Annotated in this window: 26 protein-coding genes, 16 tRNA genes and 1 rRNA gene (1 of these 43 only partly in view); 8 read left to right on the forward strand and 35 right to left on the reverse strand. The window is 51.9% G+C overall.

Annotation, left to right across the window (positions count from 1 at the left end):
* Positions 1–50 precede the first annotated feature (50 nt).
* The gene (locus tag E6C60_RS17085) at positions 51–1,031 is read left to right on the forward strand and encodes an aldose 1-epimerase (protein WP_138226942.1); all 981 of its coding nucleotides are present in this window, start codon (positions 51–53) and stop codon (positions 1,029–1,031) included.
* Positions 1,032–1,204: 173 nt separating this feature from the next.
* A complete protein-coding gene (locus E6C60_RS17090) occupies positions 1,205–1,444 on the forward strand; it encodes an alpha/beta-type small acid-soluble spore protein (protein ID WP_138227870.1) in 240 nt (79 codons plus the stop codon).
* 102 nt (positions 1,445–1,546) lie between these two features.
* On the opposite strand, the gene E6C60_RS17095 is transcribed toward E6C60_RS17090, so the two are convergent.
* Both E6C60_RS17095 and E6C60_RS17100 read right to left on the reverse strand, forming a co-directional pair.
* Positions 1,547–1,951, reverse strand: a complete 405-nt coding sequence (locus E6C60_RS17095; RefSeq protein WP_138226943.1) for an O-methyltransferase — start codon at positions 1,949–1,951, stop codon at positions 1,547–1,549.
* Between the two features lie 249 nt (positions 1,952–2,200).
* The gene (locus E6C60_RS17100) at positions 2,201–4,000 is read right to left on the reverse strand and encodes a M3 family oligoendopeptidase (RefSeq protein ID WP_138226944.1); all 1,800 of its coding nucleotides are present in this window, start codon (positions 3,998–4,000) and stop codon (positions 2,201–2,203) included.
* 88 nt (positions 4,001–4,088) lie between these two features.
* On the opposite strand from E6C60_RS17100, the gene E6C60_RS17105 reads away from it, so the two are divergent.
* Both E6C60_RS17105 and E6C60_RS17110 read left to right on the forward strand, forming a co-directional pair.
* A complete protein-coding gene (locus E6C60_RS17105) occupies positions 4,089–4,271 on the forward strand; it encodes a YycC family protein (RefSeq protein WP_138227871.1) in 183 nt (60 codons plus the stop codon).
* Entirely contained in the window at positions 4,268–4,498 is a 231-nt protein-coding gene (locus E6C60_RS17110) for a hypothetical protein (RefSeq protein WP_138226945.1), read from the forward strand. Before E6C60_RS17105 ends, E6C60_RS17110 begins: the two co-directional genes overlap by 4 nt.
* Positions 4,499–4,519: 21 nt before the next feature.
* Here E6C60_RS17110 and E6C60_RS17115 read toward each other — a convergent pair whose 3' ends face one another.
* Entirely contained in the window at positions 4,520–5,224 is a 705-nt protein-coding gene (locus E6C60_RS17115; protein ID WP_138227872.1) for a DUF2225 domain-containing protein, read from the reverse strand.
* 35 nt (positions 5,225–5,259) lie between these two features.
* Entirely contained in the window at positions 5,260–5,637 is a 378-nt protein-coding gene (locus tag E6C60_RS17120) for a globin domain-containing protein (protein WP_138226946.1), read from the reverse strand.
* A gap of 439 nt (positions 5,638–6,076) precedes the next feature.
* On the opposite strand from E6C60_RS17120, the gene ylbJ reads away from it, so the two are divergent.
* Complete coding sequence (gene ylbJ, locus E6C60_RS17125) at positions 6,077–7,300, forward strand: sporulation integral membrane protein YlbJ (protein ID WP_138226947.1); 1,224 nt, start codon at positions 6,077–6,079, stop codon at positions 7,298–7,300.
* Between the two features lie 66 nt (positions 7,301–7,366).
* On the forward strand, positions 7,367–8,170 hold the full coding sequence (locus E6C60_RS17130) for an NAD kinase (protein WP_138226948.1): 804 nt from the start codon (positions 7,367–7,369) through the stop codon (positions 8,168–8,170).
* Positions 8,171–8,280: 110 nt separating this feature from the next.
* Here the strand turns inward: E6C60_RS17130 and E6C60_RS17135 are convergent, their stop codons facing one another.
* Both E6C60_RS17135 and lipA read right to left on the reverse strand, forming a co-directional pair.
* Positions 8,281–8,928 (reverse strand): YutD family protein, encoded by a 648-nt coding sequence (locus E6C60_RS17135; RefSeq protein WP_138226949.1) that lies wholly within the window; start codon positions 8,926–8,928, stop codon positions 8,281–8,283.
* A gap of 35 nt (positions 8,929–8,963) precedes the next feature.
* On the reverse strand, positions 8,964–9,860 hold the full coding sequence (lipA, locus tag E6C60_RS17140) for a lipoyl synthase (protein WP_138226950.1): 897 nt from the start codon (positions 9,858–9,860) through the stop codon (positions 8,964–8,966).
* Positions 9,861–10,056: 196 nt separating this feature from the next.
* On the opposite strand from lipA, the gene E6C60_RS17145 reads away from it, so the two are divergent.
* Positions 10,057–11,142: a M23 family metallopeptidase gene (locus E6C60_RS17145; protein ID WP_138226951.1), complete on the forward strand. Its 1,086-nt coding sequence runs from the start codon at positions 10,057–10,059 to the stop codon at positions 11,140–11,142.
* A gap of 21 nt (positions 11,143–11,163) precedes the next feature.
* On the opposite strand, the gene yunB is transcribed toward E6C60_RS17145, so the two are convergent.
* From yunB to E6C60_RS17160, 3 genes are all read right to left on the reverse strand, one after another.
* Positions 11,164–12,162, reverse strand: coding sequence for a sporulation protein YunB (yunB, locus tag E6C60_RS17150; protein WP_233281049.1), 999 nt, complete (start codon positions 12,160–12,162; stop codon positions 11,164–11,166).
* Between the two features lie 139 nt (positions 12,163–12,301).
* Positions 12,302–13,093 carry a TrmH family RNA methyltransferase gene (locus E6C60_RS17155; RefSeq protein WP_138226952.1) on the reverse strand — a complete coding sequence of 264 codons (792 nt, stop codon included), beginning with the start codon at positions 13,091–13,093 and terminating at the stop codon, positions 12,302–12,304.
* Positions 13,094–13,130: 37 nt separating this feature from the next.
* Positions 13,131–13,793, reverse strand: coding sequence for a potassium channel family protein (locus E6C60_RS17160; RefSeq protein WP_138226953.1), 663 nt, complete (start codon positions 13,791–13,793; stop codon positions 13,131–13,133).
* A 128-nt stretch (positions 13,794–13,921) separates the two neighbouring features.
* Here E6C60_RS17160 and sspI point away from each other — a divergent pair, with 128 nt between their 5' ends.
* Positions 13,922–14,161: a small acid-soluble spore protein SspI gene (sspI, locus tag E6C60_RS17165; protein ID WP_138226954.1), complete on the forward strand. Its 240-nt coding sequence runs from the start codon at positions 13,922–13,924 to the stop codon at positions 14,159–14,161.
* A gap of 83 nt (positions 14,162–14,244) precedes the next feature.
* On the opposite strand, the gene E6C60_RS17170 is transcribed toward sspI, so the two are convergent.
* The 26 genes from E6C60_RS17170 to E6C60_RS17295 all read right to left on the reverse strand — a co-directional run.
* Positions 14,245–15,825: a peptide chain release factor 3 gene (locus tag E6C60_RS17170; protein ID WP_138226955.1), complete on the reverse strand. Its 1,581-nt coding sequence runs from the start codon at positions 15,823–15,825 to the stop codon at positions 14,245–14,247.
* A gap of 137 nt (positions 15,826–15,962) precedes the next feature.
* Positions 15,963–17,510, reverse strand: coding sequence for a glucose-6-phosphate dehydrogenase (zwf, locus tag E6C60_RS17175; protein WP_138226956.1), 1,548 nt, complete (start codon positions 17,508–17,510; stop codon positions 15,963–15,965).
* Between the two features lie 404 nt (positions 17,511–17,914).
* A complete protein-coding gene (locus tag E6C60_RS17180; protein WP_138227874.1) occupies positions 17,915–18,559 on the reverse strand; it encodes a response regulator in 645 nt (214 codons plus the stop codon).
* A 1-nt stretch (position 18,560) separates the two neighbouring features.
* On the reverse strand, positions 18,561–19,649 hold the full coding sequence (locus E6C60_RS17185; protein WP_138226957.1) for a sensor histidine kinase: 1,089 nt from the start codon (positions 19,647–19,649) through the stop codon (positions 18,561–18,563).
* Positions 19,650–19,682: 33 nt separating this feature from the next.
* Positions 19,683–20,327: a cell wall-active antibiotics response protein LiaF gene (gene liaF / locus E6C60_RS17190; RefSeq protein ID WP_138226958.1), complete on the reverse strand. Its 645-nt coding sequence runs from the start codon at positions 20,325–20,327 to the stop codon at positions 19,683–19,685.
* A gap of 169 nt (positions 20,328–20,496) precedes the next feature.
* Positions 20,497–21,186, reverse strand: a complete 690-nt coding sequence (locus E6C60_RS17195; protein ID WP_138226959.1) for a PspA/IM30 family protein — start codon at positions 21,184–21,186, stop codon at positions 20,497–20,499.
* Position 21,187: 1 nt separating this feature from the next.
* Positions 21,188–21,667, reverse strand: coding sequence for a PspC domain-containing protein (locus tag E6C60_RS17200; protein ID WP_138226960.1), 480 nt, complete (start codon positions 21,665–21,667; stop codon positions 21,188–21,190).
* 2 nt (positions 21,668–21,669) lie between these two features.
* A complete protein-coding gene (locus tag E6C60_RS17205) occupies positions 21,670–22,338 on the reverse strand; it encodes a PspA/IM30 family protein (protein WP_138226961.1) in 669 nt (222 codons plus the stop codon).
* 65 nt (positions 22,339–22,403) lie between these two features.
* Positions 22,404–22,706, reverse strand: coding sequence for a LiaF transmembrane domain-containing protein (locus E6C60_RS17210; protein ID WP_138226962.1), 303 nt, complete (start codon positions 22,704–22,706; stop codon positions 22,404–22,406).
* A gap of 305 nt (positions 22,707–23,011) precedes the next feature.
* Positions 23,012–23,091 (reverse strand) — tRNA-Leu (locus tag E6C60_RS17215).
* 3 nt (positions 23,092–23,094) lie between these two features.
* Positions 23,095–23,171, reverse strand: a tRNA-Arg gene (locus E6C60_RS17220).
* 12 nt (positions 23,172–23,183) lie between these two features.
* Positions 23,184–23,257 (reverse strand) — tRNA-Cys (locus E6C60_RS17225).
* A gap of 9 nt (positions 23,258–23,266) precedes the next feature.
* A tRNA-Gly gene (locus E6C60_RS17230) sits at positions 23,267–23,341 on the reverse strand.
* Positions 23,342–23,344: 3 nt separating this feature from the next.
* Positions 23,345–23,419: transfer RNA gene (locus E6C60_RS17235), tRNA-Gln, on the reverse strand.
* 27 nt (positions 23,420–23,446) lie between these two features.
* Positions 23,447–23,522 (reverse strand) — tRNA-His (locus E6C60_RS17240).
* 19 nt (positions 23,523–23,541) lie between these two features.
* A tRNA-Trp gene (locus tag E6C60_RS17245) sits at positions 23,542–23,615 on the reverse strand.
* Between the two features lie 6 nt (positions 23,616–23,621).
* Positions 23,622–23,707, reverse strand: a tRNA-Tyr gene (locus E6C60_RS17250).
* 4 nt (positions 23,708–23,711) lie between these two features.
* Positions 23,712–23,787, reverse strand: a tRNA-Thr gene (locus E6C60_RS17255).
* Between the two features lie 29 nt (positions 23,788–23,816).
* Positions 23,817–23,889, reverse strand: a tRNA-Phe gene (locus tag E6C60_RS17260).
* Between the two features lie 28 nt (positions 23,890–23,917).
* Positions 23,918–23,994: transfer RNA gene (locus E6C60_RS17265), tRNA-Asp, on the reverse strand.
* Positions 23,995–24,022: 28 nt separating this feature from the next.
* Positions 24,023–24,099 (reverse strand) — tRNA-Met (locus E6C60_RS17270).
* A gap of 13 nt (positions 24,100–24,112) precedes the next feature.
* Positions 24,113–24,188, reverse strand: a tRNA-Val gene (locus tag E6C60_RS17275).
* Positions 24,189–24,284: 96 nt separating this feature from the next.
* Positions 24,285–24,359, reverse strand: a tRNA-Glu gene (locus tag E6C60_RS17280).
* A 9-nt stretch (positions 24,360–24,368) separates the two neighbouring features.
* Positions 24,369–24,460 (reverse strand) — tRNA-Ser (locus E6C60_RS17285).
* Positions 24,461–24,463: 3 nt separating this feature from the next.
* Positions 24,464–24,539, reverse strand: a tRNA-Asn gene (locus tag E6C60_RS17290).
* 114 nt (positions 24,540–24,653) lie between these two features.
* Positions 24,654–26,255 (reverse strand): 23S ribosomal RNA (locus tag E6C60_RS17295) (it continues 1,367 nt past the right edge of the window).

The raw sequence follows: 26,255 nt of genomic DNA on the forward strand, positions 1-26,255 counted from the left end.
ACAATGATGAATATAATGAGCAAGAAACCATGTGGTGAAGGAGCATCGATATGAATCAGGTGACCAAGGGTCAGTGGAATGATTATGATACCTATACTCTTAACAGCGGCAGTCTCGAGGTTACAATTCTGCCCAGACTCGGAAACAATGTGATCGGAATCAATGACCTGCACGAAGAGCGCCAGATTATTCGCAGACCTGACGAAAGCGAGCTGGCATTTTATCTGCAAAAACCTTACCATTTCGGCATGCCCCTGCTGATTCCGCCCGGAAGAATATCCAAAGGACGCTTCCAATATGCCGGGCAGGATTATCAGTTTGATCAGAATACAGTCAACGATAATCATATACATGGCCTGCACCGGACTCAGGCCTGGTGCGTCAGTGATATTGAGGAAGACGAGGAAGGCTGCTCCGTGACAACAGAGCTTCATACCAGCGATGACCCTCATTGGCTGCAGCAGCTCCCGGAGCCCCTGAAGCTGCAAATGGTGTTTCATCTTCAAGGAACGACGCTGCAGCAGCGGCTACGCGTGAGCAATCTGGGAACTTCACCGGTTCCTTTCGGAATGGGATATCATACGTGGTTTCTGCTGGACGGAAGCCCCCAGAACTGGCAGCTAAGGCTTCCGGTAGATCATATTTGCGAGCTGGATGAAGAGCAGGTTCCCACCGGCGGCACCGTCCCCCTTCATGAGCTTGCCGAGTTACAACATGGAATGAGCCTTGCCGGCTCGAATCTGGATACGATATTCAAGCTTCAGGAGAATCAGCCTGCTGAAGCTGTTCTTACCCGAAATGACGGGTATACGCTTCACTACTCTGGAGATTCGTCCTTATTCAAGCACTGGGTGCTGTATACGAAGGGCGAAGCGCAGGACTTCTTATGTATAGAGCCCTATACGTGGCTGCCTAATGCACCGAACCTGCCACTGAGCAAGGAAGAGACAGGCCTGATTGAGCTTCTTCCCGGCTCTTCGGTAGAGCTCGTAACCACGCTTCAGATCCGCCGCCCGGAATCCTCTTCATAGTCTGAAGCTTTTCAACGATTTAGCTGTCCTTGCGGTCTCACACTCGCGTAGGGCAGCTTTTTTGATGAAACGGCTAATATTACCAGACTTCTGGTTCTCTCTATAGCGCATGAGAAGCAGGACTTTCAACCATAATATCCTCATCAGCAATGAAGGAGGTGACAGAGATGGGCATGGGTCAAAACGGACAAGGTCGCCGTAACAGAAGCTCGAACAACCTGGTTGTTCCTCAAGCTAATGCGGGTCTGCAGCAAATGAAATATGAGGCTGCACAAGAACTGGGCGTAAGTATTCCTCAAGACGGTTACATGGGTCATTACACTTCCCGTGAAACCGGTTCTTTGGGAGGATACATCACAAAGCGTCTGGTACAAATGGCAGAGCAGCAATTGTCGGGTCGTTCTAACTCGTAATTGATTCTCTTCCCTCCAGATGATGAGAATGAGAAAGAGGCGGTCTTCTCCCCAAAGATCCGCCTCTTTCGTATGTACATTATAAAAGAAATAAGGGCTAAATCAATATTCTGCAGCTGCATCGGATACAGCCGGCCTGCTATAACGAATCATCATGTTAGCCATGTTGTAATTAGATTCCAGTACCGCATCCACGAGCACGATGCCTTGCTGAATGGTGAACTCATAGCTGATCTCGCCATGGGTCCAGCGACGCTTATGATTCAGGCTCTCAAGTGCCATGCTGCGAAAAGAGCTTTGCTGCACCGGTGTCAAGCCGCAGCCCGCTGGTATTATTACACCGTTCCGGCCTGCAAGCGGATTATGGCGAATACCGAATTTGCCAATGACATTGTTTCGTATTTGCACAAACACGGTACCTGAGTTCAGTCCGGCCAATTCCTCCTCCAGCTCCTTAAACACGAGATCCAGCTGCCTTGCAAGAGATAACTGCTCTAATCTTATCATCTTCCTCCCCCTTTCCATTCCTATCATGATTAGGTATTTCAGCCTTTTACTAGGGCTTGTGACTCATTATAGGACAAGCTTCAAAATCCATCAACAATTTACAACATAATTGGGTATTTATCCCTACTTTTGCATATTTAACACATTCATATTTCGTTTTTTTATGTCATTTTATTCTTTAATATGACAAAAAAAAGAGGCCAGCCTGTGACCTCTCCTGCATACCGCTTTCATATTTAAATCATCATTCTACACCATATTCTGAGTCATTTGCAGAAATTGACGAATATCCTGCTCGCAAGATGAAGCTGCTTTTTGCCAGAAATCCGGACGTGTAAGATCTACGCCCAGATGCTTTTGCGCCAGCTCCTCCACAGGCAGTATGCCGGTATCCTGCAGCAATGCATCATATCGTTCAGCAAAAGCTTCGCCCTGCTCCAAAGCAAGTGCGTACAAGCCGGCGCTGAACATATACCCAAATGTATACGGGAAGTTGTAGAACGGCACGCCTGTAATATAGAAGTGCAGCTTGGAGGCCCAGAAATGCGGATGATAGCCGGACAATGCATTCAGGTAAGCTTCTTTCTGAGCCTGCTCCATGAGATTGCTGATCTCGGACGCCGTCAGGATGCCCTGCTTGCGCTGCTCATAAAACGTGGTTTCAAACAAGAACCGGGCATGAATGTTCATAAAAAATGCCACGCTGCGGTTAATTTTTTCTTCTAAGAGCGCCAAACGCTCCTCCTCCTGCTGAGCTCCTTTGACCTGGGCATCGGACACAATCATCTCCGCAAAGGTCGAGGCCGTCTCAGCCACATTCATGGCATAGCTCTGGTTCAGTACTGGAAGCTCGGTCATCAAATGCTGATGATACGCATGCCCCAGCTCATGAGCCAAGGTAGATACATTGGAGGCCGTGCCGCTGTAGGTCATAAAAATCCGCGTCTGATTACTGTTCTTCAGTGAGGTGCAGAAGCCTCCAGGGCGCTTTCCAGGGCGATCCTCCACCTCAATCCAGTTCTTATCAAAGGCCATCTGGGCAAAATCCGCCATTCTCGGGCTAAAGGCACGGAACTGGCGGACGATGCTTTCCGCAGCATCATCGTAGCTGATCTTGACTTCCGAGGTTTGCAGCGGTGCATCTACATCCTCCCAGGAGAGCTGGTCCATACCGAGCAGCTGGGCCTTGCGGTTCAGAAACTCCACCAGCAGCGGTTTCGTGCTTTGCACGACGGACCACATCGCATCCAGCGTCTCCTGCGACATCCGGTTAACTGCCAAAGGCTCCTTCAGCACCTGGTCCCAGCCGCGGGCCTCATACAGCTTGAGTCGGAACCCGGACAGATGGTTTAATGTATCAGCACAATAGTCTTCCGAGGCACTCCAGGCCTCTTCCCATTTCTGGAATACTTCCCTGCGAACCTCCTTGTCGGGATGGCTCAGCTTATTGGCAGCCTGGCCTGCGGAGAGCTTACGCAGTTCACCATTCTCTTCAAAAGGAATCTGGATATGGCTCACAATGGTGTTATAGAAATCTCCCCATCCGTGATAGCCGTCTACAGACAAAGACAGAGCTAGGCTTTCCAGCTCAGGACTCATCTTCTCCCGGGCCCGGCTGCGGCTTTCACTTAAGGTAAAAGAGAGCGGTGCCATGTTATCCTTAGCCATCCAGTCATGAAACAAGGTATCGTCAATATCACGCAGTAAAGTACTGAACTGTACTGCAGCACTCTGAAAGGAAGCAAGAAGACCCGTGATTCGGCCCGATAACTGGTTGGCCTTCTTATCGCTTTGATCCTGTGCAGACAGGCAGCTGACAAAAGAGCGGGCTTCACTGCCCTTGGCCGTGCACTGCTCCAGCAGCTCCACAATGCCCTCCAGTCCGGCTGCTTCCTCCAGTGTCTGTGGTATGGATGCCGACTTCACTTGCTCCTGAAGCAGCTTGATATCCTGCTCCAGCCCTTGGATAAAGGCTTCAAACTCACTGGAGGCTGAGCCTCCCGGAAATATCGTATCCAGATCCCATGTCTGGCGCAACGGATGCTTCATCCTGTTCATCAACCTTTCCAAATTGGATTCATCAGTGTATAACTAATAGAAGTGCTTAGCAATCTTAAACAACGAAGGAGCGATCATGATGAGACCCTTACAAATATCCGCCGAAACGGCGCTAGCTTTATCGAAAAAGCTCGGGATTCCGCTCGAGAACCTGATGCATATGCCCCAGCATATCCTCATGCAAAAAATCGCCGAGCTCTCCCAATCCGACAATGAGGCGGATCAAGAAAGCCCGGAGAACAAGGACGGGAAGGAATCATGATCCCTTTTTCCAACACATGGCCTTATGATGTCGTCTCCAAGGATGTGTATGTCCAGAGCTGTCCTTTCTGCGGAGCCGACAATGTGCTGCTGCCCATGAAGCCGAAGGAGCTCATCAGCGTACGGGAGGGCAAGAAGAAGCTGCTCATCTTCCCCTGCTGCCACAATAAGGTTACCGTGGTGGACAGCGATGGAGATTATATTCTAACCGATCAGGCTCTAAGGTAGTCTCGTGCACCGACCGCGAGATTAAGACGAAGCCGGAGCATCCGTCTCCCGCTGTGTCCCCTCGGCCATCATCTGCTCCCGGAGCAGAGCCCATTGTTCTCTGGAGGCGCGGATCATCGCGGCATCGGTAATTTTCTGATCCTGTACGACTCTGGAGAACCATTGCACGGCTTCCCGGTATCGGCCGACCCTGCGGTTAAGCTCTCCGATCAGATATAGCAGCCGCGCATCATTTCCAGTAAAGCCTTCATATTCATAGCAGCGAACATACGCCTCCAGACTGTACTCCAGGAAGCGCTGCTCCTGCTCCGCATCATTTTGATACCGGTACAGCCAGGCAATATGCTGCAGCAGGCTCGCCACAATCCTGTCCTTTTCTCGGATGGCCTGGGCACACAGCAGAGCCAGCTTGTACGTTTCCAGCGCTTCCTCCAGCCTCCGCGCCCCGCCGAAGTCCCGCGTATTCCAGCGCCTTCCGACCTGATCATGAAATGCGGCTCGCTGCGCGTCATTCAGACTGGTCACAGAATGCTCGGTAAAGGCGAATCCGCAGGAGGGGCATACCCGGACGACGTAGAAGTCCGGATTCTCATTTTTGTAATAACCGCAGAAATCTGAATCACTCCGGTACGCCTTCTTCAGGCTGGGCCGAACCCTAGAGGTCTCAAACTCATGCTCACAATAAGGACATGCTACTTTAATTTTATACAGCGGCTCCATTGCCATGCTCATGACATCCCTGTCCCCCGCGCGTTCGCGCATTAATAGCTGTTCACAAAATGCCGGGCAGGCCCGGACAGCCGGTCCAGCACGAAGCTGGCCAGCGGTTCTTGAATACCTACATCCCGCAGGGCATGAGCCATGCAATGCAGCCATTCATCAGCATGTCCATCCGTGATGGTAAACTTCATATGCCTTGCTCGCATCATAGGATGGCCAAAGGCTTCCGAGAACAAAGCGGGCCCGCCAAAGAATTGGCTCAGAAACATATATTGCTTCTCCATAACCGGCTCGATATCTTCAGGAAACAGAGGCGCCAGCACGGCATTCTGCTGTACTCTAGGATAGAATGCCTCCACTAAAGCACGAACTCCCTCTGCTCCTCCCAGCTGGTCATACAGACTAAGACTTGGATCCATGGTATATATCATCTCCTGTCTTTCACACAACTCGTTATGCTTCTCCATTATATCAAACCTGCCGCAAACGTCTAACCGTACCCCCAGACACAAAAAAAGAGCTAAACTCAATGTTTAGCCCCTTGCTCCTTATCAGTAGCTTCTCCAGTCTTCTTCACTTTGACGACCCAGCGAAGCCCGTATCACATAAACAAACGCGCATACCAGCAATCCGGTCACTATACTCATAATCATCACTCCATCTCTGTTTCATCGTTACTTAAGATGTGCTTTGATGGTTTTAATTATAGCATAATACTCACAAAAATAAAGCTTTTTTGTAACCGCTTTCTAGGTCTTTTTGTACTGTTTGTCCTCATAACTGCATACAGTGGATCAGAGCCTCCCATGATTGCAATGGGACCTATTACTGTCTTTATTGGGGGGATTCAAGTGCATCATGCCTATTAAAAAGCTCGGATTTCCTATATTTACGGCCTTGATGCTCAGCCTCATCCTTCTGATGGCAATATTTCCGGAGTCTGCTCTGCAAGCTGCGGTACGCGGACTTTCCATATGGTGGGACGTTCTGTTTCCCTCCCTCTTTCCGTTCTTCGTCATCTCGGAGGTGCTGCTTGGCTTCGGCGTGGTCCATCTGATCGGCACCCTTCTGGATCCCTGGATGAGGCCCTTATTCCGCATTCCCGGCTGCGGCGGCTTCGTCGCCGCTATGGGCTACGTGTCCGGCTACCCGGTAGGCGCCAAGCTGACGGCCAAGCTGTGGGAGCAGAAGATGATTACGCGGGAAGAAGGAGAGCGCCTGGTCGCGTTCACCACCTCCTCAGATCCTATTTTTTTAATCGGCGCTGTCTCTGTCGGCTTTTTTCACAGCACCGAGCTGGCACTCATTCTGGCGATCGCTCATTACGGAAGCGGACTGCTCGTCGGATTGCTGATGCGATTTCATGGCGATCAAAGCTCGTCCTCTTCTCCCGCGCAGAAGCACAGCATGAAGGGCAGCCGCCTTAAGCGCGCCGTCCTGGACATGCATGCGGCCAGAAGCGCTGACGGTCGGCCGCTGGGTGTGCTGCTGACAGAAGCCATTCAGTCCTCGCTGCAGCTGATGGTGGTCGTTGGCGGACTCGTCGTTTTCTTTTCTGTATTTTTGGAGCTTTGGACCCAGGCTGGTGTTCTGTCTGCGATCAATGCGGTGCTTGGCCAGCTGCTGCTGGCAGTGGGCGCTCCCGAGCAGCTCAGCATGGCCCTTATGGGAGGCTTATTCGAGGTCACACTGGGGGCTAAATATGCTGGAGGCGCTGGCGAAGCTGTACCTTTGATCTATAAGGCTGCCGTGGCTGCTTTCGTGCTGTCGTGGGGAGGCCTTTCGGTGCATGCCCAAATTGCCAGTATCCTTCATTCCACCAATCTGCGTTACTTGCCCTTTATGGGGGCCAGGCTTCTTCATGGGGCCATGGCTTTCACCGCCGTGCTGATCTTATGGGGTCCATTTATGGGAGAAGCCGAGCCTGTATTCACGCCAGTTCCTGTTTCTGATGGGGCTCTGAGCGGTTATACCCATTACATGGCCTGGTTTAGCCTGCTGCTCACATTGCTGTTAGGTGTTGTGATTATGACAGAGGCGGTGTATTGGATCTCGCGTAAATTGCGCAAATTGAAATCGTGAAGCATTGTTTTCTTTCACAAGATTGATTATCATCGTTATATAATCTTTTTAAAGGAGCTTATCGACTTGAGATACTATGTTCTGGACCGCGGTGATCCCTTGTCAGTCGAATTAAGTCAACAATTTCATAAGCTGGCGGGACAACGGGGCTTTCAGCTGGACGCGGAATCCCCGGAGATCGTAGTTTCTATCGGTGGAGATGGCACCATGCTGCATGCCTTTCACACGTTCATTGACCGGATTCCCGATCTCGCTTTTGTCGGGGTGCATACTGGGCATCTGGGCTTCTATGCAGACTGGAAAGCCGATGAAATCGAGAAGCTTGTTGATATGATGAGCGGGGAAGGAGAGCCGAAGGGAACGAAGCCCCGCTTCGTTAAATATCCTTTGGTTCAGCTGGAAATCCACAAGAAATCCGGCTCTGCCTCTTATATTGCCTTGAATGAATTTACGCTCAAGGGTGTCGATGGAACGGTCGTTGCCCAGATCGACATCAATGATGTCACGTTCGAGATGTTCCGGGGCGATGGCATCTGTATATCCACCCCATCCGGCAGTACAGCTTATAACAAGAGTGTCGGCGGCGCCATGGTGCATCCTTCCATCGATGCCTTGCAGATTGCTGAAATTGCATCTATTAACAATCGGATTTTCCGCACACTGGGGTCGCCGCTGCTGCTGCCAAAGCACCATCATTGCGATATTTTCTCCCGCAAGGACCAGCGGCTATTGTTAACGGTGGATCATAACAATATTCCGATTGATGACCTCATCTCTGTGCGCTGTCAGGTCGCCGAGCAGCAGGTCAGCTTTGCCCGCTACCGGCCGTTTCCATTCTGGAATCGGGTACGTGATGCATTCCTTGGCTAGTACGGCAGCCAGACATAAAAGTGGAGATCCCGGGCTTGTCCCGGGATCTCCACTTTTATGTTTCGTGATTTTATTTATGGACTGTCAGACAGCGGCAATGCGTCTTCGCTTTAGTTCTGGGGATTCTGGCTCCGGCTCGGCTTGGAGGCAGAACGCGCCTCTCTGCGGTCCCGTCGTTCCTTGCCTTCCCTCGGCTTGGCATCTTTCCAGGGCTTTTGCGGCCTTCCGCCTCGGGACTCTCGTCCCTCCCGTGGCTCCTTGCCATTCTTGGAGCGGGACTGCGGCTCGGTCCCCTCCTTTACTTCCCGCTCCTGATTCCGGGAAGGGGGTTTTTCAGTCACCCGCGATAAATCCTCCCGGGGTGATGCTGCCATGACCTTGGCCGGCGGTGCCGAAGCCTCCTCCGGCTCCTCCTCACTGGAAGCCGCCACTGCTTCCTGGTTCAGCGTCTCCTTCAGCTCCCTTAATTCCTTGGGATCCTTAATCTCCTTGCTTTTGTGAAGAACAAAATACGCACAACCAAAATTACAATATTCATTAATATAATCCGACAATGTCGAGAAGCTGGAATCTCTGGTCGCTTTGGGGTGATTATCGCGGTAGAAGCCCTTGAGCCGAAGCTGATTGTATCCCCAGTCCCCTACAATATAATCATACCGTTCCAGCACCTCGCTGTACCGATCCCGGAACACTTCCGGATTCCAGCCACTGCGGTAATCTATGACAAGCTCGTAGCTTTTGTTCCCAATCACAATCACGTTATTCCCCTGCCTTTCCCAGCCAGACCCCTAATCTATAGGGCGGTCTCTTCCTTTCGACGTTCTGCAGAGCGAACCTGCTCATGAGCATGATATGAGCTCCGCACGAGCGGACCAGACTCCACATGGCTGAAGCCGCGGCTCAGGCCTTCTTCCTTCAGCTTCGCAAACTCTTCAGGAGTATAGTATTTCTCAACGTCCAGATGCTTCTGTGTAGGCTGTAAGTATTGCCCGATGGTCATAATATCGCAGTCTGCAGCGCGGAGGTCATCCATCGCTCCCAGAATTTCATCCCATTCCTCACCTACGCCCAGCATAATGCTGGATTTGGTCGGAATGCTCGGCTGCATAGCTTTAGCCCGGCGAAGCAGCTCCAGAGAACGTTCATATTTCGCTTTCGCCCGCACCCGATCCGAAAGGCGCTCCACCGTTTCAATATTATGATTTAAAATATCAGGCTTGGCATTCATGACAATCCGCAGCGATTCCTCATCGCCCATAAAGTCAGGGATGAGCACCTCGACACTGCATAGCGGCAGACGCTTGCGAATTGCCTTCACCGTCTCGGCAAAGATCATCGCACCGCCATCCTTCAAATCATCCCGTGCCACACTTGTTACGACGCAGTGCTGCAGATTCATCTGTTCAGCGGCCTCCGCGACCCGCTCCGGCTCTTGCAGATCCAGCTCCGTCGGCAGGCCGGTATTGACGGCACAGAAGCGGCAGGCTCGCGTGCAGATGTCCCCCAAGATCATGAACGTAGCGGTTCGGTTCGCCCAGCATTCATAAATGTTCGGGCAGCGCGCCTCCTCGCAGACGGTATGTAGCGTTTTGGAGCGCATCATATTTTTAATTTCTTTATAGTTATCGCCCGTAGTGAGCTTAATCTTGATCCATTCCGGCTTCGGTTTGCTGTCTTTCGTTTTGGCCAAGAAAGAAACCTTCTTTCATATAAGGTTAAGTGTTTGCATGAACTTTCACATATTATATCATGAAAACCCTTAGATTACCTATCCTTGTCGCTATAGGATTGATCTATCCCCGGCATGGATAAAATCAGCTCTATCGATACACCCTACAGGCAGGCATGGATGCGTGTATACCGCGATTGAACCAGGAGGACAGATCATGAAAAAAGCAACTCATAGGCGTTTACGGCGCTGGACCTGCCGGATTGCAGCCTTGGTGATGGCCTCTACAGCCTTAGCGGCCTGGCCGGCTGAAAGCTGGGCAGCCTTGCCGGACAAGCCGGCAGCGCAGTCCTCATCGCCTTCGAGCGCGAAGGATGACCCCTTTACGTACCGGATGCAGCTTTACGAGCGTATTGCTGCCGTCACTCAAGTTCCCTGGTACCGCCTTGCGGCCATCGACCAGTATGAGCGAACGCTGACAGCTGTCCATCCGAAGGACCGGAAGCATCCCGAGCGACACATCGGAATCTTCGTCCCGCTGACCGCTTGGGCAGGGCCGCTTAATCCCGTTCCTGAGGACACCCATCCCTTTACCATTGAAATGTACTCCGGCCTTGGACAGGATGGAGACGGAGACGGGGCCGCCGATCCCAATAATGATACCGACCTTCTTTACAGCGTTGCCTCTCGTCTGGCCGCCTATGGTCCACATGAGGATGACTTTGCCAATGGCCTGTGGGCTTATTATCAAAACGGACGGGCCGTCCAGCGGATTCTGCAGTATGGAAAGCTGTATGAGACGCATGGCAAGCTCGATCTGTTTGCCCATGCCTTCCCGCTTCCGGTCAAAAGCGATTATTCCTATCGAAGCACCTACGGTATGGGCAGAAGCTACGGGGGGCGGCGGATCCATGAGGGCACCGACCTGTTTGCCCGCTATGGCGTGACGGTGAGAAGCACCTGCTACGGCATCGTGGAGCTCAAGGGCTGGAACCGTTTCGGCGGCTGGAGAATCGGCATTCGCGATCTGAACAATCATTATCATTACTACGCCCATCTGCAAGGATTTGAAAAAAGCCTTCAGGCCGGCGATGTCGTCACGCCGGGTCAAACTATTGGCTGGGTTGGCAGCTCGGGATACGGAAAGCCCGGTACCTCCGGCAAATTCCCGCCTCACCTTCATTACGGCATCTACCGGGATACCGGCCTCAGCGAGTGGTCCTTTGATCCTTACCCGCTCTTGAAGCAATGGGAGCTGCAGGAACGCCGCGCACTTCAGAACAGCAAACAAACGCGCCGCTAGAAGCAGCTGCGCGTTTGTTTGCTATTCATGCTCCAGATTCCCTCCAACTTCGCCGCTGCCTTCAGTTCCTTCAGTCTGGCCTTCGACTTCTGGCTGCGGCACGATCTCATTCCCTGACGGAGCAGAAGGACTTGAAGGCTTCACATCCCCCGCATCCGGTGACGTAAGCCCCGGTGACGGGATCGCAATGCTGGGAGCACCTGCGCTATTATTGCCCACCGGCTTGCCTTGACCGTCATAATAATACATGGGCACATCTCCGACCACCAGCATATAAGAGATCGGAATATCGGTCTCCACCACCTGCGGCTCCATATCAAAGGGCACAACGACGGCAACCTCTGTCACAATATGAACGAACACCTCAACCAGAATCATGTTAATGCCTGCTTCCTGCTGGCGGGTGTCCAGCTGCACCTTGACCGCGCCCTGGGGCTCAATCTTGACCGGAATTTTCGGTCCGAAGGAAGCAACGACCGGACTTTTGAGCACCTGCCCGAGCGGGATATGCTCTTTTTGCTCATGAATTGACTCCAGCGTCTCCTGCACCAGCTCCGTAGTAAACGAGGTTATCTTCAAATGCTCCGCATAATTCAGCATAAAGCCGGTCACCTTACCCGTGCTGTCTGTCTTCCAGTTCACCAGATCATCAAAGGTTTTGCCATCTGTCACCTGGCTCGTAATCGCCTTGTTAATCGCCTCTGTCGCAATCTGCTTTACCCGAATTTGAGCGAGGTGCATGATGGGCGGCTTCAGATTCCGCTCAACATACAGAAACAGCTGAAACACCCCGAACAGCACCAAAAAAACAACGCCGACCCACCACCTGCGCCGCACCTTCAGGCGCAATCCCTTTCCCTTGTCCGGCGGTGCCCAGCCGGCAGACGCCGGCTTGCCTCCATGTCGGCTTCGCACCGGGCGGTATGCCGATTTGCGGTAGCTTTTATGCCGGTTGCGCTTGGGCCAGCCCCGCCAGGATAAAGACAGCCGGCGGCTTCCCCATTTTTTTCGTCGAAACATCTCACTCTCTCCTCCCTCTCCGGAGGTTCGCGAACAAGCCATTGCAGCCAAGCTGCACCTCTTCATCAGCCTATGCAAGCCAAGCCCAAAAAAGAAGAACGGTCGCCTCAACTGGGCACCGTTCTTCCATCAATAGCTTTTAGCGTTGCAGCCGCTGCCTTAACGCCTCAAACAGCAGCACTGTCGCGGCCATCGCCGCATTCAACGATTCTGCCTTGCCTGGCATCGGAATGATGATCGCATCATCCACGAGACGGGATACGGCAGGCGAGACACCGCTGCCCTCACTGCCGATCACCATCCAGCAGCTGCCGGTAAAATCATACTCAAAGGCCGAAGCCTTGCCCTCCAGAGAGGTCGTAACCAGACGCGCTCCCCGGGACCTGGCCTGCGGCAGCAGCTCCTCCAGATTTCCTTCGATCACCGGCAGGTGAAACAGCGAGCCCATGGTCGAACGCAGCGTTTTGGGATTGTACACATCCGCACAGCCCGTACCCAGCAGAACGCCTCCTGCTCCAGATGCATCTGCACTGCGGATAATCGTTCCTACATTGCCGGGATCCTGCAATCCGTCCAGCACAATGACCGGCTTCGAGGGATTCTCAAACAATCTGTCCAGTGAGCCCGCTTCCTTGCGTACAACCGCAAATACCGGCTGCGGCGTCGAAGCCTGACATACTTTTGCAATAATGCCCTCTGTGACCGCAATCCATTCCACATGTTTGCCCTGATCCAAAAGCTCCGTAAGCTCCGCGGGAATCCCCCGGTCTTTATCATAGGCCACACACTCAATGTCAGCCCCGAAGCTCAAGGCCTCCTGAACGAGGTGGATGCCCTCTACGACATATTTATGCTGCTGATCCCGATGCTTCTTGTCCTGAAGCTGGGCCCAGCCCTTCACGCGGGAATTTTGGAGAGAAGAAATTTCCATGTTAACACCTGCTCTATTATCAAAATAAGACCGATAATTATCTAGGGTACGCCAGCTCCAGCTTGGTCAGATCATTCTTCTGCCCAACAATAACCAGCACATCCCCCGCTGCAAGACGGTCCTGCGGATTGGGAGAGATGTTCATTTTACCATTCGTGCGAATACCCATCACGTTGCAGCCAAAGCGCGCCCGGATGTCCAGCTCGATCAGGTTCATTCCGATCATATCCGCCGCGACCTTCATCTCCATGATGCTGTAATCGTCCGACACCTCGATATATTCCAGGATGTTCGGGGAGATCAGGTGATGCGCTACCCGAAGCCCCATATCTCTTTCCGGAAAAATAACCTTGTCCGCGCCGATTTTTTGCAGCACCTTGCCATGCAGCTCATTCTTCGCCTTGACGATAATGACCGGTACGCCCAGATCCTTGAGGATCAGGGTAGTCAAAATGCTGGACTGGATATCCTCGCCAATTGCGACCACGACCACATCAAAATTGCGAATGCCGAGTGCCCGCAGCGCTTCCTCATCCGTGGAATCCGAGGATACAGCCTGTGTGACCAAGCCCGCAATCTCCTGCACCCGCTGCTCACTGGCATCCACGGCCAATACGTCAAAGCCCATCTCGCTCAGCTCTTTGGCCACACTCGTTCCAAACCGTCCCATGCCAATGACGGCATACTGCTTCTTCGCCATATTTTAACCTCCACAGCCCCATAAAATACTATATTGCCAGTATAGCACAACGCCGATGCTTGTTGAATTTAACGACAGACAGAGGGGCACATTAAGAACGACCCTAACAACAAGGAGGAATTTACCCCATGTCCATTTTGTTAGATCTGCGGCAGGCCGTCATTCATAAGGTCCATGATCAGGATGAACAACAGCTGCGCTCGATGATCGAGGGTTCCGTCGATGGTCCCGAAGCTGCGCTTCCGGGACTTGGCGTTATGTTCGAGATGATGTGGAAGGATATGAAGGAAGCCGAGCAGGCCGACCTGATTTCCTCTCTGCATGATCACCTGAAGACGGTGACCCCGGGGCAGCTTGTACCGCAGTAGCCGTCTCGCAAGGCACAACAGCCATCCCCTCGCTTGTTGAGGGAATGGCTGTTTCATTTGCTTATACAGCGATACCGCTTAAATTAAGGAGCCGTTTCGAGGAATTGCGCCGTCGGATTTTTATCCATCGCGGTTCTCATAGCATATTCGTTCTCGAACAAGACGACATAATTCTCCTTTTTGTCCTTCACCAGCGTAGAGTTAATACGGAACTTGGAAGGATCGATTTTGTCATCCACAATCCAGCGGGCGAACTGATACGGCATACGCTGAAGCTGAACCTCCACGCCATATTCCGCCTTCATCCGATATTCGAAAACCTCGAACTGGAGCTGTCCTACCACGCCTAGAATCATATCCTCAAAGCTGATCGTCTTGAATACCTGAATCGTACCTTCCTCTGTCAGCTGATCTACACCTTTTTGATACTGCTTGTGCTTCAGTGCGTTCTTGACTGTCACCTTCGCAAACAGCTCCGGCGAGAAGGTAGGCAGCTCATTAAAGACGATCTCACCGCCTTGACTCAATGAATCGCCGATACGGAAAATGCCGGGATCGAACAATCCGATAATGTCGCCGGGGTACGCCTCCTCCACAATATCACGGTCCTGAGCCAGAAATTGCTGCGGCTGTGACAGCTTGATCTCCTTGCCTGCACGTATATGCTTCACGCTCATGCCGCGTTCAAATTTACCGGACACAATACGAAGGAAAGCAAGCCGGTCCCGGTGGGCGGGATTCATATTCGCCTGAATCTTGAATACATAGCCGGTAAACTTCTCATTCGTGGGCTCGATCATGCCCTGGGTGCTGCTGCGAGGCTCCGGCTTCGGAGCCAGCTGCAGGAAGTTCTCGAGGAACGTCTGCACGCCGAAGTTGTTGACCGCACTGCCGAAAAATACCGGTGTCAGCTCGCCCTTCAGCACCTTCTCCAAATCGAACGGATCACCCGCTACATCCAGGAGCTCCAGGTCCTGACACAGCTGATCGTGCAAATACTCTCCAGCCATATCCCGAATGATGGGATCATTGTAATCCTCGACTTTTTTGACAGCAATGGTAGAATGATCGTCGTTCTGGAACAGCTCTACCTGATTCTTCATACGGTCATATACCCCGCACAGGTCACGTCCAGAGCCAATAGGCCAATTCATCGGGACAGAGCGGATGCCGAGCACCTGCTCAATCTCTTCCATCAGATCAAAGGGGCTGCGTCCTTCCCGGTCCAGCTTGTTTACGAATGTAAAAATAGGAATGCCGCGCTTCGCGCATACCTGAAACAGCTTGATGGTCTGGGCCTCCACGCCCTTGGCGACATCAATCAGCATGACAGCGCTGTCCGCTGCGGTCAGCGTCCGGTAGGTGTCTTCACTAAAATCTTGGTGACCTGGTGTATCCAGTATGTTAATCCGATGACCCTGGTAATCAAACTGCATCACGGAGGAGGTTACCGAGATTCCCCGCTGCTTTTCAATCTCCATCCAGTCACTCGTGGCATGCTTGCTTGCTTTTCTTGCTTTAACCGATCCCGCCAGGCGAATCGCGCCGCCGAACAGCAGCAGCTTCTCCGTCAGTGTCGTTTTACCGGCGTCCGGGTGGGATATAATTGCAAACGTCCGCCGTTTATCGACTTCGGTCTGCAGCTCATTCTGGAGTTTGCTCATTTCACTGTTCCCTTCGTACTAAAGTCATGTATATCATTGTACCACAATCCATACGCAAATCATCCCCATACCAGGTACGTATGGGGATGATTTTATTCTTATCACGTTAGAAAGGGCTTGCTGTTCTCTGTTCTCTGTTAGCTCTTCGTCCAGATAACCTTGTCCTCGTCCTGCCCGTTAACAGGCCACCAGTGGAAGCCGTCCTTTTCCAGTAAAGCGTCCGCCTGCTGTGGTCCCCAGGAACCGGCCGGATAGTTCTCCAGCGGGCCTTGGTTGTCTCTCCAGGACTGCGCAATCTTGTCCACAAAGGACCATGCTGTAGCCACCTCATCCCAGCGGGTGAAGTAGGTATGGTCGCCTCTTGCGGCATCATGGATCAGGCGCTCGTAAGCTTCGGGCGAGTTAATGCCCACCAGGCAGCTTTGGCAGAAATCCATCGCTACCGGCTCGATTTCCGATTCAGAGCCTGGCTTCTTGGCGTTAATCTTCACATACAAGCCTTCCATCGGATTCACGCGAATGACGAGCAAATTCGGCTCCAGTGAATGCTTCTGGCCCAGGTAAACATTGCCTGGCATCCGCTTGAATTCCACCACGACCTCCGTCGTCTTGACTGGCAGGCGCTTGCCTGTACGGATGTAGAATGGAACTCCCGCCCAGCGGAAGTTATCGACGAACAGACGGGCTGCAAAATATGTTTCCGTGTTGGATTCCGGATTTACCTTATCCTCTTCGCGGTAGGCCGGAAGCTCCTTGCTGCCGTTGCTGCCCTTCGTGTACTGGGCGCGAACAACATGATCCGCAACCTCTTCACTCGAAGCGTACGGACGCAGGGAACGCAGCACCTTCACCTTCTCATCCCGAATATCCTCCGGCAGCAGACGGCTAGGCGGCTCCATCGCAATCATGGTGAGCATTTGGAGCATATGGTTCTGCCCCATATCGCGCAAAGCGCCGGCATGGTCGTAATACCCGCCGCGCTCCTCCACGCCCACCGTTTCGCTCAGCGTAATCTGAACGTTCGCGATATGCTTATTGTTCCATAGCGGCTCAAAAAACGCGTTCGCAAACCGGATGACTTCAATATTCTGAACCATTTCTTTGCCCAGGTAATGGTCTATCCGGTAAATCTCCTCTTCCTTGAACACCTGGTTAATTTCTTCATTCAGCTTCGCTGCGGACTCCAGGTCATACCCGAACGGCTTCTCAATGACCAGACGGTTCCAGCCTGCACCATCCAGCATGCCGCCCTTCATCAGATTGAAGGATACGCTACCGAACAGCTCCGGTGCAAGGGCCAGGTAGAACAGGCGGTTGCCCGGGATTTCATATTTAGCCTCAAGCTGCTCCGTTTGCTCCCGAAGCTCGCGGAAGCCGTCAATATCATTAATATCGAGCGACTTGTATTCGAAATGCTGTGCAAAGGCATCCCATTCTGCGTTCAGATCAGAACGGTAACGCCCGAATTCCTGAATGGATGAATAGACATCCTGACGGAATTCATCCTGTGTACGCGGACGGCGGGCTACTCCAATGACCGCAAAATCCTCCGACAGTTTGCCTTCACGGTAAAGACTGTAGATCGCGGGAAACAGCTTGCGTTTTGCCAGATCACCGGTCGCTCCGAATATAAAAAATACCGCTCCCGGTGTATTTAGTGTATCGAAATTTAGATTTTCAGCCATGGCTCCTCATTCTTTCTATGTAATATAGTGTATTTTTATGCACCAAAGTTTATCACGATGTGATGACATTTTAGCATATCCGTGTCAAGTATGCTATCTCATTTCACACTTTTGTTATTGTTATTTCAAGATCTTGTGTCCATTTTAAGCAGAAGTGCCGGAGCTCCGATGGACAAACTCATCCTTTTCTTCATGTAATCTTCATGCATTCTACCCTGCATATCTCACAGAGAAACCTCCCTTTCATTTCCCTGTCTTTCCCTTCCATACATTGCCCTTAGCCAGCTTGTTTCATTCAGGAAGTGTGTGCTGCGCCGGCATTTCTGCCTGAAATCTGCATAGAAACAGAAGGTATGGAAGCGACAAAAAAAGCTCCAGCCTTGTCAGCCCGAGCTTCTCTATTTCTATTCAGCGAGTCCGTTTTTGTAAGCGTAAATGGCGGCCTGTGTCCGATCCTCAACGCCAAGCTTCGCTAAGATATTCGTCACATGGAATTTGACCGTCTTGATCCCGATAAACAGCTCATCCGCCAGATCCTGATTGGATTTACCCTGTGCAAGCAGGCGCAGCACCTCCATTTCCCGGTCCGTCAGCTCACTGTGCGCAGGCGCTTCAGCCTGAGGGCGGCGAAACCGGTTCATCATTTTGGAGGCTACCTGTGATTCTAGTACAGATTGTCCCCGCACCGCCGCCCGGATCGCGTCAGCGACTTCGGATGCACGCGAGGTCTTCAGCAAGTAGCTGAATGCACCGGCCTCGATGACCGGATACATTTTCTCATCGTCCAGATAACTGGTGAGCACAATGACCTTGCAGTCAGGGAACAGCTTGATGATCTCCCGCGTGGTCTCGATACCGTCCATTCCTTCCATGACCAGATCCATCAGGACCACATCTGGCACATACTCCTTTGCAAGCCGAATGCCTTCCTCACCGCTGCCCGCTTCCCCGACAACCTCAATCCCGTCCTCCGTGCCCAGCACAGCAGCGAGGCCGATCCGAACCATCTCATGATCATCAACAAGCAGCACCTTGATCGGTGTCTCCATGTCAGACTCCGTTTCCTGCGGCATTTCCATCCTCCTCTGTCTTATTGCGCTCTTCGTCCAGCAGCGGTACCGTAATCTCAATTCGCGTGCCCTTCCCTGGCGCCGTAATGATCTGAATGGCTCCCCCCAGCTCAATGACCCGCTCCTCCATCGTAGAAAGGCCATAGGAAGCCTGTTTCTTCTCGTCCAGTTCAAATCCGACACCGTTATCTCGAAGCATAACCCTTACGGTATTGAGCTTACGGTGGATGCGGATGTCCATTTTATCGGCTTTGGCATGCCGGAGCGTGTTCGACATGGCCTCCTGTACAATGCGGAAAAGATGATTCTCTATGCCCTTCACGAGCATCAAGCCTTCATCCATCTCCAGCTGAATTTCCATCGGAACCTTGATCTCCAGCTCCCGGATCAGCTCTCTCAACCCTTGCTCCAGCGCCTTTCCTTCCAGATACACGGGCCGCAAATGCAGCAGAAGCGCGCGCATCTCCGATTGCGCTACAGAGGCCATTTCCTCGATCAAGGCCACCTGACGCTGCGCTTTGTTAAAATCCTTCTCCAGCGTTCGTCCCACCGCAGTAGCAGTCATGGATATCGCGAACAGCTGCTGCGAGACCGCATCGTGGAGCTCCCGAGCCAGCCGCTGTCTCTCCTCTACGATGGCTGTAATCCGGGCCTGCTCCGCCAGCTGGGCATTGTTCGTGGACAGCCTCTGCAGCGACGTCACCTGCTCTTCCCAGCGCTTGCTGATCCGATCCAGCTGCTCGCCCAGCCGTCCCACCTCATCATCTCCAACATCCGGCATAGAGCCTGCGGTAACGCCGCTTTTTTCCCAGTCAGATAGTGTTTCTCTTACCCGGTCCAGCTTCCGCCTCACCCGGTATCCCTGGAAGAACCCGTATCCTACCCCGAGTCCGATCGGCATTAATACCATGGTAATTCCGGCTTGGATCGTGTCTCCCCAATCGTTCATGGGCCGAAGATACCCGTATGTATATAGCACATATAAGACGATTAGCAATATGGCAAAGCCTAGAAGGGCGCCCTCACGCATGCTCCGCGTAATCATATTTGATTTCTTATCAGATTCCAAGTGACAGCCCTCCTGCAGCTCTATATTTGTACATTACACCATCCGGATACTCAAATCTCCGCCAAGATAAAAAACAATAAATTTCACTTTATACTCACTCGCCTCAAAATTAGGAGATTTCCAATTCAGGCGATTCATAATGCCGGTTTCCCGCTTTAAGCTGGTGTCGATCGAGCCAAACAAAATAAATGCCTCAATCTCCACTCCGTAATATTCCGGAATGACGATGTCGATATCACCAAGCAGACCATGAAACATAAGCACCGTTTCCTTCTCTTCCGGTAAAGCAAGTGAAAGATCCACATCCGCTTCTCCCAGCACATGCCACACACTGAGGCTCTTCATGACCCAAGGCGCCCGATCCCAATCAAAGTTAGACATAAACGTCTGCTGCTGGTGGAAACGGTCATTTCGGTGAGCCTTCTTCACCTTTCCGTAGAAGAAACCGAGCGAGATTAAGCCGATTCCAATGACCAGCATCAAATGATCCAGCAGGAGCATCACTGAGCCTACGCCCAGCAATACATATCCCCGTTTAGGCCAGCCCACACGTATTTGCTGAATGCCTGCTGCCACCAGCAGAAGAGCGACCACGGTGAAAAATCCGATCCATTTGCCGAACAGCAAAAAGATTCCCAGACCGATGAGCACAAAAGCAATTCCGCTATTTTTCTCCATGTCGCACCTCCTTCAGATGGCTGCTGCTCTACTGATTATTTTGCTATACAAACCAAAACGATGCGGATCATCCGCACCGTATGGTCAGTAAGCTATAAGTCACGCTGATCCTGGATGACTCCTTGCCACTCCAGTAGCATATCATATTCCGTTCTTTTCGAACACGCTTTTACTGCTCGGACTTGGAGCCGCCGTTCATCTTGTTCTTCATGGCATTCAGCTGCTCTTCAATCTTCAGCTGCTTCTCAGCATCCGCTGGATTGGTGTAGCCGGCATGCTGTGAAGGATAAGGCGCTCTCATCACATCTGCCTCCGCTTCAAGCTGCATAATCTTTTCTTCCATGCGGTGGAAGCCCATAGACGCGCTGCCGCTTTCAATGCTATGCAGGCTGCTGACCTGAGACATCTGCTTTTTCGCTTTGGCCATTTGGGCACGGGCTACCAGCTCGTTGCGCTTGTTGCGCATTTTATAGAACTCATCCTTCATTTGGTGCAGCTGTGCAACCAGCTCTTTCGCCTGTGCATCAGACTGCTCATGAAGCCCTTGGTATTCCTCCTGCTTTTGGTCAAAATACAGCTTCTCCTCCAGCAGCTTCCGTGCGACCTCTTCTTGACCATTTTTCAAGGCAAGCTCGGCCTGAGCTTCCCGCTGGCCTGCCATTTTCACCGCTTCCTCAACGCGCTGCTTCATCCGGCGTTCATTCGCCATTTGCTTGGCAACCGTAACCTCGGCTTCGTGAATCTCAGCCTCCATGTCACGCAGATACTGGTTCAGCATTACAATCGGATCCTCAACCTTATCGAGCAGCTCGTTCACCGACGCTTTTGTCATGTCCTTAATTCTTTTGAATACTCCCATATTATAAATCTCCCTTCTCGTACTTGGATAATTTTTGTTTTAGCTCTTCAATCTCTTTCTTTAACGCTTTTTTCTCGATATCCTTCAACATGGCATCCAGCTCCGCATCCGGTGGCGGTGTGCCGGGTGATTGCTTCGTCGTAGTAAAGCCCGGATCTTGAAATGGCGGATCGTACCGATCATAGTCATCCTGATCATATCTACGGTCCCTTCCACGGCCATAGCGCCGACCTCTTTCATCATAATCATCCTGGTACTCCGATCGCCGGCCTCCGCGCCGGTATGGATCGCGAGGATTAAGCTCCTTGGGCACGACCAAAGCTGCAATCAGATAGATCCAAAGCGTGGTCCCGCAGGTTATAAAGATACTGACTACAAAAATGATGCGCAGCACAGTGGAGTCAAAGCCAAGCTTGTCTGAGAGCCCGCCGATCAATCCGGTAAATACCTTGTCTCGGGAGGAGCGGTATAATTTCGTCATGATTACTCCTTTCCGCTGTCACTCAGCTTCTGTTTCAGCCGGGCAAGCTCTCGCTCTAGCATACTGGAGATGCCTTCACTCTGGGAGGTGCCTTGATCCGTTCGGCGGATATCCCGAAGACTTTTGGCTTCAAGCTCCCAGTCTGTAATACGATCCTCCAGCCTGTTGAACATTCGCGGAACGTCCTGTCCGGGATATCCGCCGCTGCGGCCGTTCATACGCTGCTGTAAGCGCAAGGTTTCCATTCTGGCCGCGTAGTATTGGCGCTTGCTGTATGCGCTCTGATACTCCATACGCAGCTCCCCCAGCTGTACCTCCACCTCACGTAAAGCCTCTTGGCTTGTTGTTAACAGCTCCTGATACTGCTCGATTTTCTCTTCATATATCAGCTTCTCTTGCAGAGCCAGCTTCGCTAAATGATCCTCCCCAGCTTTTAGAGCTAGCAATGCCTGCTCTTCCCGCTTACTTCGCATGGAATCGGCTTGAACCACCTGCTGCTTGAGATGACGAGTGTGGGATTCACACTGCTGCTGAAGCTTTTCGGCTTCCAGAATGTCCTGCCTGGTAGAGTGTAAGAACTGGTCAATGAGCTTGACAGGGTCCTGACTCTGTTCCAGCTTTTCATTCAGAGTAGCCATCGTAATATCACGAATACGGCGTAACACACTCATAGTCGTTTAATCCTCCTCTTCCTTCATATTCAACATGATGTCTTTGCTTGTTGCTTGCTTCTATCTTAATAATAACGCCGCCGGCTTCGCTTCAATCGGGACACGCCCCAGACGATCAATGCAATACCCAGCAATGGTCCGAACAGCCAGGACAGCTTGCCTAGCAGTGAGATAATACCAATCGCCATCACGATCCAGCCAATAAGTGTGTTGCCCCGCTTAATTCCATAGTAGCCTAATCCAATCATGACTAATGGAATCAAGAGACTGAACAGCCAGCCCAGCAGAGGTCCGAATACCCCCAGAAGAATTAATGCGCCTAGCCCGATCAGTAGTACAGCCAATCCTTTATTTCTTGAGCTTCTCAAGGTTTCACCGCCCTTCTTATTTTCATGTCGTACTTTGTTGCTGCTGTTGATGTTGATGTTGTTTTTGAATTTCAACCTTATGTCCTTATTGTAGAGAAAAAGCAGGAATCCTAAAACAGACTGAGGACGGTATTTCATCCTCGACTAAAGTCGGGGATGCCTTACGACCTTTGTCGAAGCCTGCTGCTGCCTCTGGATTGTTAATGATTTATCAGAGAAGAGAATGGGCATACAAAAAAAGCGGATGAGATATCACTCATCCGCAAATATAAAAAAGGAACATGGTTTCCCATGTTCCTCTGTGATGCCGGTGAAGGGACTCGAACCCCCACGGTTTCCCTCACGATTTTGAGTCGCGCGCGTCTGCCAATTCCGCCACACCGGCTAATGGCGTGCCCTAAGAGATTCGAACTCCTGACCTTTTGATTCGTAGTCAAACGCTCTATCCAGCTGAGCTAAGGGCACAAGATATAATAATGGAGGCGCCACCCAGATTCGAACTGGGGATAAAGCTTTTGCAGAGCTGTGCCTTACCACTTGGCTATGGCGCCAAACAAAAATGGAGCGGACGACGGGAATCGAACCCGCGACCCTCGCCTTGGCAAGGCGATGCTCTACCGCTGAGCCACGTCCGCAAATGGCTGGGGATATAGGATTCGAACCTATGCATGACGGAGTCAAAGTCCGTTGCCTTACCGCTTGGCTAATCCCCAACAATCATATTCATAATTTTAAAATAATGGGGCGATCGATGGGACTTGAACCCACGAATGCCGGAGCCACAATCCGGTGCGTTAACCCCTTCGCCACGACCGCCATATATTTTAAGTTTAACTGGCAGGGGCAGCAGGAATTGAACCCACACTAACGGTTTTGGAGACCGCTGTTCTACCTTTAAACTATGCCCCTAAAAACTGGTGGAGGATGATGGATTCGAACCACCGAACTCGTACGAGAACAGATTTACAGTCTGCTGCGTTTGGCCACTTCGCTAATCCTCCAAGGTGGTGCCGGCGAGAGGACTTGAACCCCCAACCTACTGATTACAAGTCAGTTGCTCTACCAATTGAGCTACACCGGCAAGAAAAGTACTACAGTATTACATTAAGGTGGCTCGGGACGGAATCGAACCGCCGACACGAGGATTTTCAGTCCTCTGCTCTACCGACTGAGCTACCGAGCCTTAAAGCTCTTTCGGTTTAAAAAAAGAATGGCGGAACTGACGGGATTCGAACCCGCGATCTCCTGCGTGACAGGCAGGCATGTTAGGCCTCTACACCACAGTTCCATGAGGCATGATCGCTATGCGATATAATTGGTTGCGGGGGCAGGATTTGAACCTGCGGCCTTCGGGTTATGAGCCCGACGAGCTACCGAGCTGCTCCACCCCGCGTCATTAAATTATATGGTGGAGGCTGAGGGGATCGAACCCCCGACCCTCTGCTTGTAAGGCAGATGCTCTCCCAGCTGAGCTAAGCCTCCATAAACAAACCGACCTCTATATTACCAAATCATCAAGCAAATTGCAAGCTACCGATGAACCTTTGGTATCCTCATTCCCTAAACTAGTAAAGAAAGTGGTGACCCGTAGGGGATTCGAACCCCTGTTACCTCCGTGAAAGGGAGGTGTCTTAACCCCTTGACCAACGGGCCATATTTAAATGGCGGAGAGAGAGGGATTCGAACCCTCGAGACGCTTTTGGCGCCTACACGATTTCCAATCGTGCTCCTTCGACCAACTCGGACACCTCTCCAAATGGCTCCCCGAACAGGACTCGAACCTGTGACAACTCGATTAACAGTCGAGTGCTCTACCAACTGAGCTATCAGGGAATAAAGAATTCAGATGTTTGATCACCTGAAAACTAGATACGAAACGAATGTGCGTTGTTAGAGAATGATCATTAGCGTAATGCTTCCGAAGCTAGCTTTACTTCGTAAAGCTTGTAGGATAAGCCCTCGACCGATTAGTATTGGTCAGCTCCATGCATTGCTGCACTTCCACCTCCAACCTATCTACCTCGTGGTCTTCAAGGGGTCTTACGTATTGGGAAATCTCATCTTGAGGGGGGCTTCACGCTTAGATGCTTTCAGCGCTTATCCCTTCCGTACGTAGCTACCCAGCCATGCTCCTGGCGGAACAACTGGTGCACCAGCGGTACGTCCATCCCGGTCCTCTCGTACTAAGGACAGCTCCTCTCAAATTTCCTACGCCCACGACAGATAGGGACCGAACTGTCTCACGACGTTCTGAACCCAGCTCGCGTACCGCTTTAATGGGCGAACAGCCCAACCCTTGGGACCTACTTCAGCCCCAGGATGCGATGAGCCGACATCGAGGTGCCAAACCTCCCCGTCGATGTGGACTCTTGGGGGAGATAAGCCTGTTATCCCCAGGGTAGCTTTTATCCGTTGAGCGATGGCCCTTCCATGCGGTACCACCGGATCACTAAGCCCGACTTTCGTCCCTGCTCGACTTGTAGGTCTCGCAGTCAAGCTCCCTTATGCCTTTGCACTCTTCGAATGATTTCCAACCATTCTGAGGGAACCTTGGGGCGCCTCCGTTACTCTTTAGGAGGCGACCGCCCCAGTCAAACTGCCCGCCTGACACTGTCCTCGCACCGGATCACGGTACCAAGTTAGAACCTAGATACGATCAGGGTGGTATCCCAACGGCGCCTCCACAGAAGCTGGCGCTCCTGCTTCAACGGCTCCCACCTATCCTGTACAGATCGTACCCAAATCCAATATCAAGCTGCAGTAAAGCTCCATGGGGTCTTTCCGTCTTGTCGCGGGTAACCTGCATCTTCACAGGTATTAAAATTTCACCGGATCTCTCGTTGAGACAGCGCCCAAGTCGTTACGCCATTCGTGCGGGTCAGAATTTACCTGACAAGGAATTTCGCTACCTTAGGACCGTTATAGTTACGGCCGCCGTTTACTGGGGCTTCGGTTCACAGCTTCGGATTGCTCCTAACCGCTCCCCTTAACCTTCCAGCACCGGGCAGGCGTCAGCCCGTATACTTCGCCTTACGGCTTCGCACAGACCTGTGTTTTTGCTAAACAGTCGCTTGGGCCTTTTCACTGCGGCCCCCTCGTGCTATTCACACTACCGGGGCACCCCTTCTCCCGAAGTTACGGGGTCATTTTGCCGAGTTCCTTAACGAGAGTTCTTCCGCGCGCCTTAGAATTCTCTTCTCGCCTACCTGTGTCGGTTTGCGGTACGGGCACCTTCACCTGACTAGAGGCTTTTCTTGGCAGTGTGAGATCATGACCTTCGCTACTGTAATTTTCGCTCCCCATCACAGCCCAGCCTTAGAAGTGTGCGGATTTACCTACACACCAGCCTCACTGCTTAGACGGACATCCATCAGTCCGCGTCACTACCCTCCTGCGTCACCCCATCGTTCATAACGGTTTACGGTGGTACAGGAATTTCAACCTGTTGTCCTTCGACTACGCCTTTCGGCCTCGCCTTAGGTCCCGACTTACCCTGAGCGGACGAGCCTTCCTCAGGAAACCTTGGGCTTTCGGCGGATCAGATTCTCA

The sequence above is a fragment of the Paenibacillus algicola genome, from assembly GCF_005577435.1.
Taxonomy (GTDB): Bacteria; Bacillota; Bacilli; order Paenibacillales; family Paenibacillaceae; genus Paenibacillus_AQ; species Paenibacillus_AQ algicola.